The organism is Providencia sp. PROV119 (assembly GCF_028482435.1).
Classification (GTDB): Bacteria; Pseudomonadota; Gammaproteobacteria; order Enterobacterales; family Enterobacteriaceae; genus Providencia; species Providencia stuartii.
On record NZ_JAMPQL010000041.1, the window covers coordinates 1 to 9,244 of the forward strand.

Sequence of the window (9,244 nt, forward strand, 5' to 3'; positions counted from 1 at the left end):
GTAGCAGGAATGGTTGTTGGCATATTTGCCCCTTCAGCAACGGCTTTCACACCATTTTTGATGATATGTCAAAAAGTTTAACGCGACACTTATCACAATTTTGCAACATCCATTAGACAACGCAAACTTGGGTATGGTAGAGATAATAGCCATACCCAGTTTATTAAACTTAGTTAATTTAAACCCAGCTAACTTTAATAAACTGACTGACAGATTAATTTTCCGATTAAAATCATCTAATAAGAAAATTACCTATCAGTATGAAAAAGAAGTCATCAAATACCGATTAGGTTTTCTATTTTTCTAAGCCGAAAAGAAAAACAGAAAACCACAGGGTCAGTGAACTGAAAGCCCTCAGAGATCAAAACGGTCTCTGAGGGCTTTTTTTATTTTTTATAAAGGAAATATTATGTCTAAACAACGCCGTTTATCCAAAATTTTTGCAAAAGATGGTAAGTCCGTCACACTGGCACTCGACGGTTATTTTTTCTCCACCAAAACTGCTGGCATCGATAACACCATCAAGAAAATGCCTGAACTGGCTGCTAACGGTTTAGATTGCGCCTTAATCACTTATGGTATGGCAAGAAACTATGCAGATGCCTTTAATGATGTTTCAATCGTGCTACGTGTTGATTCTACAGTAAATGTGTATGACAACAGTGTGCCTGATACCCAACAAGTTTTTGGTGCCGAAGAAGCACTGAAAATGGGTGCTGATGGCATGGTATGCATGACCTTCCCCGGCGCATTTAATGAAGAGAAAACTCACGCTATGACGGCAAGACTGGTCAAACAAGCTGAGCAATGGAATATGCCATTTATCGTTGAATCACTGCCATACGGCTATGCAGTAACGAGTCCTGAATCCAATGAAGCCAAAGTGATTGCTGACTCTGCGCGTATTGCGGTTGAGTTAGGGGCAGATATCATCAAAACACGTTTTTCTGGCACACCAGACGACTATTTGATTGTCGAAGCATCAATGGTACCTGTTTTAGCACTCGGTGGACCAAAAACCGATACACTGAGTTATTTCAAATTTGTTGAACACTGTATGAAGATGGGAGCCAAAGGCGTTGCTGTGGGCCGTAACATCACTCAAGACCCTAACCCTGTCGCGATGGTGGCTGGCCTTAACGCTATCATCCATCTCGGTGCATCACCTGAAGAGGCATTTGCGCTCTATCAAAATAAAAATTAGGAATTATTAGCATGAATTTAAATAACACCATCATCCCATCGGTTCGCAACTATAAATATTTCGAGCGCGCACTTGCTAGCCACTCTGAATATATCTTATTGCCGGACGCCGATATCGGCAATTTACAGTCGATGATTGGGAAATGCCATAAAGCGGGAAAAAAGGTGTTAGTCCATTTGGAGTTATTAGGTGGATTTAAACCTGACCAAGCTGGCGTCACCGTATTAAAGAATTTTTATAAGGTGGATGGTGTTATTTCATCAAATTTTACAGCCCTACGTTACGCAAAAAAAGAAGGGTTAGACACCATCTTTCGCGTATTACTCGTTGATTCACGATCACTAGAACAGGCCAGTAATATGGTCAAAAACTATTCCGTGGATGTCGATGCGATCGAGTTATTACCTGCTGAATATGCTTGTACCTGTTTTGATTTATTAAAACGCAGTTTTAACCAAGCCAATACGCAATTTATTGCAGGTGGCTTTGTTAAACGAAAATACTTAGTTGAAAAGATTTTTTATACCGGTTTTAACGGCATTACCACCAGTGAACATACATTGTGGTAATTAAAGTTTGAGTTGTAAACCCTACGCCAACACCATTACAACTCAAATAATTAAAATAATGATAAACCCAAAATATACGCTCTACAGCGATTCAAAATAAAACAATAGAGCTGTTGTATGAAATATCTGTGGTGTAACAGCCACCCAAAATAGTTCGTGCTACAGCTAGGCGGTAAATGAGGATATCCCAGGGAGCATACATAAGTATGTGACTCGGGTAGTCAAATGCAGCCAACGACGCTGTGGTGCGAAATATGAAGGGTTAGAGGAGTTCCATGAAAAAATATATCTTAGGAATTGATAATGGCGGCACTGTGACCAAGGCTGCTATCTATAACCTCGAAGGCCAAGTACTGGCTATTGCGTCCAATACCACTCGGATGATCACCCCAAAACCCTTTTTTACTGAAAGGGATATTGAGGAGTTATGGCAATCTAATTTACTCGTTATCAAAGAGGTACTTAAAAAATCAGTTATTGATGCTGCCGATATTATTGGCATCTCAGTAACCGGTCATGGTAATGGTCTCTATTTAGTTGATGAGCAGGGAAAACCCACTCGTAATGGCATTATTTCAACAGATAATCGTGCCAAAAAATATGTTGAACAATGGTATCAATCACCTAAATTCGAAAGTGAAATTCTACCTAAAACCATGCAATCGATTTGGGCAGGCCAACCTGTCGCCCTACTCGCTTGGCTACAAGATAATGAACCTGAAACACTGGAAAAGGCGCGTTACATCTTTATGGTGAAAGATCTGATCCGCTTTTATTTGACAGGTGAAGCCACACAAGAGCTGACCGACATCTCAGGTACTAACTTGATTAACGTACGCGATCGTTGCTACGACAATGAACTACTCGCTTTCTGGGGTGGGCTATCGTGGAAAGATAAACTACCGCCGATCAAGTTATCCACTGATTGTTGCGGCCGTATCACAGAAGAAATCGCTGCACTGACTGGCCTTAAAGCAGGCACACCGGTTTCAGGTGGTATCTTTGATATTTCCGCTTCGTCATTGGCTTCAGGTATCAACCAAATCAACAAATTGGCGATTGTTGCAGGAACCTGGAGCATCAACGAATACGTCACCGACAAACCGGTGGTTGATAAAGATTTATTTATGACCTCGATTTACCCGATGGAAAATCGTTGGCAAATTACTGAAGCCAGTCCGACATCTGCCAGTAATTTAGAATGGTTTATCACCCAATTTATGGCGGCAGATAAGCAGCTTGAAGAAGCCAAAGGCAGTTCAGTGTATGAACTGTGTAACCAATTAGTGGCTTCCACCACGCCAGATGAAAGCCAATTGATGTTCTTCCCGTTTGTATTTGGTTCCAACACCATTCCAGATGCCACTGCCGGTTTTGTTGGTGTCACCAGTTTCCATCAACGCGCTCACTTCCTCCGTGCTATCTATGAAGGAGTTGCATTTAGTCACCTTTATCATGTCGAGCGGCTGCGCCGTATTAATCCACAGTTGAGCAATGTGATCCGCATCGCGGGCGGTATTACTCACTCACCCGTTTGGCTACAAATTTTTGCCGATATCTTCCAGAGCCAATTAGAAATCGTCGATGTGAAAGAGCACGGTACCCTTGGTGCCGCCATGACCGCAGCGGTGATGGAAGGCTATTTCCCCGATGTTTTTGCGGCTTGTGATGCGATGGTAAAAGTGTCTGAAGTGATCCATCCACAAACGGATAAACAAGCGGTTTATGCCAAAAAATACGCCATGTACAAACGCATGCTAGATGATATGCAACCGACGTGGAAATCACATAACCCCCAGCAAACCATTGATGCTTAAATAAGGAGTTAGTTGATCATGGAACTTAATTTACACGGTAAAAATGCGCTGGTCACTGGTGGGGCGACTGGACTAGGACGTGAGCTGGTGCAATCGCTGGTAAAAGAAGGCGTTAACGTCTGCTTTACTTATCGTAGCCATCCAGAAGCCGCATTAGCGCTCGTTGAGGCGCTAAATGGTTTAAATGGTACTGAGGTAGTTGCTATCCGAACCAACTTAGGCGACAGCCAAGAGATTGATGCATTATTTGAGCAGGGGCTCACCCATTTCAAACAATTCGACATCCTGATTAATAATGCAGGTATTTGGCCGACAGGGATGGTCGCAGATATTACACTGGAAGAGTGGGATAACGTGATGAACATCAACCTAAAATCCGTTTTCCATTTAAGCCAATTATTTATCAATCAATGTTCAAATAAGCAAATCACTGGCTCAGTGCTCAACATTACCTCGCAAGCAGCGTTTCATGGTTCAACGACTGGTCACTCACACTATGCCGCCAGTAAAGCGGGCTTAGTCGCCTTTTCAATATCACTGGCGCGTGAGGTTGCCAAACAAGGCATTAATGTTAACAACATTGCAGTTGGCATTATGGATACTGAAATGATCCGCGGCAACCTAGAGAAAGACCCACAATATTATCTGAATCGAATTCCTGTTGGGCGTGTCGCCTCCCCTGCTGAAATCGCGGATATTGGGGTGTTCTTGGTTTCAAAAAAAGCCAGTTATATGACGGGAGCAACCATTGATGTGACTGGTGGGATGTTAATGCGCTAAGCCCATAGGGCAACAAAAAATTTTGGAGAACAACATGAAATGTCTGGCAATTGCGGATCTATTTATTGATAAACCAACCATGGAGGCTGGGCTAGAAAAGCTACGCCAACAAGGTTATGAGGTTATCGTTCGTCAGTGGGCACACCCTTCTATTGAAAAACTGCAAGAAGATAACTTGCAAGTTGAGCAACACGGTGCGGAAGCGGTGATTTTACCAGCGGATTTATATGCGGATTTAAAAGATGTTGAGTTAGTGATCACCCAGTTCGCCCCTGTGAATAAAGCGGTAATCGATAAACTACCAAAACTGAAATATATCGGTGTATTGCGTGGTGGCATTGAAAATATCAATAAAGAATATGCCGAGAACAAAGGCATTAAGGTAATGAATACACCAGGGCGTAATGCACGCAGTGTGGCTGAATTTACGGTTGGCATGATGTTGGCTGAAACACGTAATATTGCGCGTGCACATGATGCATTGAAGGATAAATATTGGCGTAAAGATTTCGTCAACGCGGATGTGATCCCAGAAATTGGTGGAAAAACCATTGGGTTAATTGGCTTTGGCCATATTGCTCAACTGGTGGCTAAATTCCTTAAAGGCTTTGATACCAACGTTATATTTTACGATAAATACGTTGACGCTGTTGACGGTTACACCAAAGTTGATTCACTTGAAGATTTGGTTAAAGTTGCCGATATTATTTCGCTACACGCACGTTTATCCCCAGAAACACAAAACTTGATCAACGAAAAACACTTTAAATTAATGAAACCCACCGCCGTAATAGTGAATACCGCGCGTTCAGGTTTAATTAATGAGCGTGATTTGCTGCAAGCACTCAAAGAAAAACGCATTATGGGTGCCGCTATCGATACCTTTGATGATGAGCCATTAAAAGAGGAGAGCGAATTTTATTTATTAGACAATGTGACCATCACACCGCATATGGCAGGTAGTACTTTAGATGCATTCAGCAATACGCCAAAACTATTTGCTGAGATATTTTTAAAACAACAAAAATAATTAATTTAACGAAAAGAACATCGGCAAAAAATATAAAAAATAAACGATAGGGTGAAACCTGTCAGGGGCACCCTATACCCTACAAAAACAACCTTATGTATTTTGAGTAATTATAAACCACAACTTATTTAACTATCAGGTTTATTTTTTTATTCAATACGCAGTAGGTAAATACTCTAAATAGTTCGCGTTGTGGCTAGGCGACAAGCAAACGAGTCGCTAGGGCATACATAAGTATGTGACTAGTGCGAGTGAACGCAGCCAACAACGCCACGGCGAGAAATATGACGAGTATTGGGAGGAAGGCATGGATATAATCAACAATATCATCGGGCTGGGCGCATCGGTTATGATGCCAATAATATTTTTCATTATTGCATTATGTTTTGGCGTTCGCGTAGGCACCGCTTTTAAAGCGGGTATGTTAGTCGGCATCGGTTTTGTTGGTGTTGGCTTAGTCATCAACTTATTACTATCGAATTTAGGACCCGCCTCGCAATCGATGGTTGAAAAGATGGGTTTAAACCTTACCGTGGTTGATACGGGTTGGCCTACTGCCTCCACCATTGGCTGGGGCTCACCGATTATGGTGCCAGTTGTACTAGGCTTTATTGCGATCAACTTAGTGATGGTTTTATTTAAGCTCACAAAAACCATTAATATTGATATCTTTAACTATTGGATATTTTTATTAGTCGGTTCTGTAGTGTATGCGGGTACTGAAAGCTACTGGCTATCAATTGGTATCACTTATGTGATCTTTATTGCCACTTTGGTTGCGGCAGATATTACTGCACCTTATCTACAACGTAATTATAATTTACAAGGCATTTCCTTCCCTCATCTGACTTGTATTATGTATGTACCGTTTGGCATCGTGACAAACTATATTATCGAGAAAATTCCAGGGTTAAATAAAATTAACCTCGAACCCGAAACGATTAATAAAAAATTCGGTGTATTCGGTGAACCATTAACATTAGGCTTTATTTTAGGTTTGGTATTAGCATTGATGGCAGGCTATCCTATCAGTGAATCTGTTGCACTCGCCGTGACCGTGTCTGCGGCAATGTTACTACTGCCTAAAATGATCGAAATTTTAGTCCAAGGTCTGTTAATTGTTCGCGATGCCGTTGAAGCAAAATTGAAAAAGAAATTCCCTAACCGTGATTTCTATATTGGCATGGATACTGCACTGTTAATTGGTGAGCCTTCCGTGTTGGCAACTGGGCTATTACTGATCCCAATGGCGATTGTGTTAGCTTTCGTACTACCGGGCAACAAAGTATTACCTTTCGTTGACCTTGCTTCATTGATGTTTTTATTAGCTATGGTGACACCATTCTGTAAGCGTAATATGTTTAGAATGTTTATCTGTGGCACATTAGTCCTAACATCCATTTACTATGTGGGAACCGATATTTCCAAGGAATATACGCAAGCTGCGGTGAATTCGAATATCCCAGTACCAGAAGGGATTTCAGAAATGACCAATATCGTGGGTGGAGCGACCACACCTGCGGGCTGGGCAGCAGTAAAAATTGGCGAATTAATCGCTAAGTAATCCTCAATTAACAGCTAACTATAACTTCTCTTAGTTAGCTGTTTTATTTCAAATACTCACCAGCGCTACGGGTAACCAATTTCCCTTCTCTCTTCTTCATAAATACCCTCACTCACTACAGTTTTAGGCCGAGAGCAATCATAACGTGAAGTCTATAAAATTCATTTAATTTAAGTTAATCTCAATAACTATTAAAATATTTTAAATAATGACAGGTGGAAAAATAGGCATTCGAAACCTCTACCAATAGATATTTTAAGTGGTTGGCAACGTATAGCGTTTTTTCACCCTTATTCGTCCGATATTAATAACAAGAAAAAATTATCTATATCCCGAAAAGCGCTTACAGAAAATAAGAACAACCAATTACCTTGGCTTTGTGATAAATACCGAGAGCAATATAAAATTCCTAAAACAACCGCATTTATTCTTTACCTTGGTGAGTTTGATAAAAATCTAAGTAATTCGCTCATTCAAGATATTGTCGGTTCAGAAACAGGGCAAGCTAAAGAAGAGTGCGAACAACGTTTAAGTAATGAAAGAGTAACCATCTTTGCCAAGAAGCACTACATCAATATGCTGACCGTTGGAACCCACAAACTTTCTCAATCCAACAAATTGCGGATCGCATCAATTCATGGGGCTGTCAGTTAGAAGTCATGAATAACCCGATTTGGATTGGTATTCTTTTATGGGTACACCGCCATTGTATTGAACCTATGTTTAGCCTTGCCAATAATAGGACTTACAATGGCCGTATGATCCATGCGGATTCAAAGGACGACATTCTCAGCCTCTCCATCAATAACAAGCTCAAAAACCATGAGGTTGTATCAAAGGGGAATACGGGTAATAAACAATACCGAGATAGCCACGGCAAAGACCTATTAATGTTATTATCTCGCCTAATGCAGGAAAATATTACGCTACAATCTATTTATGTGATCACACCTTTTAACGCGGTTAAAACTGCATTAATCGAATTACTCAAGGAAACAGATCTACCAGCTATACAACAGCCAGTGATTAAAATCACACCAGAAGAGGTCAACCATTGGGCCAAACATAAGATTGGCGCCGTGAATACCTTCCAAGGTAAAGAAAATAATACCGTTATTTTTGTACTCGGTTGCAGTATCGGTGAAGAGGGTGGCGCACAATGGGCAGCGAGTAAGCCCAACCTAGTTAATGTCGCTCTAACACGCGCCAAGAAATATATTTTTGTAATTGGTAATCCTGATGTATGGGGCCATCTACCAAGCTTTTCAGATGTAGCCAATACATTGCCAAGAGAAATAGGCACTTTGGAATAACTCATTAAATAGACTCTAGAAGCTCATCGTATTATGGTGAGCTTCTAATCAAGTCATCACGTTAAACTGCTAAATCAAATATAAAGTAATACTCATTGATATGATTAATTAGCTAACACTACAGAAAATCACTCTCGATTTAAAAAGTACTGTTTAATAGTATGCCGCAGCCATTGATGTGCTGGATCCCTGTCTAACCGTGGGTGCCATGCTTGAACAATAAACACCGATTCCAATTCAAGCGGCAAGCTTAGCGGACTTAATTGCTTACCCCAACCCTCTTTTCCCTGTTGGAACACCATTTGATTATTGTAATACGGGCTATTTTTTATTATCCATTATTATTGAAAGCGTTAGCAGGCAAAGTTATAAAGAATTTGCTCAACAGTCTATTTTTAAACCATTACAAATGGATAATAACTTTATAGTGGGATCGTACCCCGTCCACACCACAATTGCTCGTGGGTACCGTGAAAACAATACATGTGGCTATCAATTAAGTGAAAGTCTTTGGACTCAAACCGGTGATGGTGCTGTTCATTCAAATGTTTTAGATTTAATGAAATGGGGTAAAAATGACACCAGTGGTAAAGTCGGAGGAAAAGCACTAGTCGAGAAAATGCTTCAGGCATTACCGGCTAGAAATAGGATAGGTAAAGCCATTGAACACCATCAGAAATATGCTTATGGCATTATTATTTCACAACACTTCGGCATCACACATTTCGAGCATTCATGAGGCTGGGCTACCTATTTTTTACGTTTACCTGATTTAGGCTTAACTGTCGCTGTTTTGGCAAATGTTGAAGATTTAGACACGCAAAAGATGGCTTATGAGATTACCGATATCATTTTGACTCAATCTACGGAATTCCATGACGACCATGATTAATAATGAGTGCAGTGGTCAACAAAAATTGCTCCCGCTTTAGCCTTAGCTAAACGCCGTGTCGTTGTGAAGCGACCT

9 protein-coding genes are annotated in these 9,244 nt (G+C 40.8%); 8 read left to right on the forward strand and 1 reads right to left on the reverse strand.

Annotated features, from left to right (window positions below):
* The coding region (locus PSF11_RS21410) for a hypothetical protein (RefSeq protein WP_353005309.1) at window positions 1-65 on the reverse strand (65 nt) is incomplete at its 3' end.
* A gap of 344 nt (window positions 66-409) precedes the next feature.
* On the opposite strand from PSF11_RS21410, the gene PSF11_RS20850 reads away from it, so the two are divergent.
* From PSF11_RS20850 to PSF11_RS20885, 8 genes are all read left to right on the forward strand, one after another.
* Window positions 410-1,204: a class I fructose-bisphosphate aldolase gene (locus PSF11_RS20850; protein WP_004916010.1), complete on the forward strand. Its 795-nt coding sequence runs from the start codon at window positions 410-412 to the stop codon at window positions 1,202-1,204.
* 11 nt (window positions 1,205-1,215) lie between these two features.
* Window positions 1,216-1,773, forward strand: a complete 558-nt coding sequence (locus PSF11_RS20855; protein WP_004916012.1) for a glycerol-3-phosphate responsive antiterminator — start codon at window positions 1,216-1,218, stop codon at window positions 1,771-1,773.
* A gap of 275 nt (window positions 1,774-2,048) precedes the next feature.
* Complete coding sequence (locus PSF11_RS20860) at window positions 2,049-3,590, forward strand: FGGY-family carbohydrate kinase (RefSeq protein ID WP_072502633.1); 1,542 nt, start codon at window positions 2,049-2,051, stop codon at window positions 3,588-3,590.
* 18 nt (window positions 3,591-3,608) lie between these two features.
* Window positions 3,609-4,370, forward strand: coding sequence for an SDR family NAD(P)-dependent oxidoreductase (locus PSF11_RS20865; protein WP_004916017.1), 762 nt, complete (start codon window positions 3,609-3,611; stop codon window positions 4,368-4,370).
* 34 nt (window positions 4,371-4,404) lie between these two features.
* Window positions 4,405-5,400: a 2-hydroxyacid dehydrogenase gene (locus PSF11_RS20870; protein WP_072502634.1), complete on the forward strand. Its 996-nt coding sequence runs from the start codon at window positions 4,405-4,407 to the stop codon at window positions 5,398-5,400.
* A 307-nt stretch (window positions 5,401-5,707) separates the two neighbouring features.
* Window positions 5,708-6,964, forward strand: coding sequence for a PTS galactitol transporter subunit IIC (locus tag PSF11_RS20875; protein ID WP_014657114.1), 1,257 nt, complete (start codon window positions 5,708-5,710; stop codon window positions 6,962-6,964).
* Window positions 6,965-7,623: 659 nt separating this feature from the next.
* Window positions 7,624-8,277, forward strand: coding sequence for an AAA domain-containing protein (locus tag PSF11_RS20880; protein WP_014657115.1), 654 nt, complete (start codon window positions 7,624-7,626; stop codon window positions 8,275-8,277).
* Window positions 8,278-8,539: 262 nt separating this feature from the next.
* Window positions 8,540-9,016, forward strand: coding sequence for a serine hydrolase domain-containing protein (locus tag PSF11_RS20885; RefSeq protein ID WP_231138431.1), 477 nt, complete (start codon window positions 8,540-8,542; stop codon window positions 9,014-9,016).
* The last annotated feature ends 228 nt before the right edge of the window (window positions 9,017-9,244 follow it).

Coding starts and splice junctions, on each gene's coding strand:
- PSF11_RS20855 (WP_004916012.1), top strand. CDS start 1,216: ATGAATTTAAATAACACCATCATCCCATCGGTTCGCAACTATAAATAT.
- PSF11_RS20865 (WP_004916017.1), top strand. CDS start 3,609: ATGGAACTTAATTTACACGGTAAAAATGCGCTGGTCACTGGTGGGGCG.
- PSF11_RS20880 (WP_014657115.1), top strand. CDS start 7,624: ATGAATAACCCGATTTGGATTGGTATTCTTTTATGGGTACACCGCCAT.
- PSF11_RS20850 (WP_004916010.1), top strand. CDS start 410: ATGTCTAAACAACGCCGTTTATCCAAAATTTTTGCAAAAGATGGTAAG.
- PSF11_RS20875 (WP_014657114.1), top strand. CDS start 5,708: ATGGATATAATCAACAATATCATCGGGCTGGGCGCATCGGTTATGATG.
- PSF11_RS20870 (WP_072502634.1), top strand. CDS start 4,405: ATGAAATGTCTGGCAATTGCGGATCTATTTATTGATAAACCAACCATG.
- PSF11_RS20860 (WP_072502633.1), top strand. CDS start 2,049: ATGAAAAAATATATCTTAGGAATTGATAATGGCGGCACTGTGACCAAG.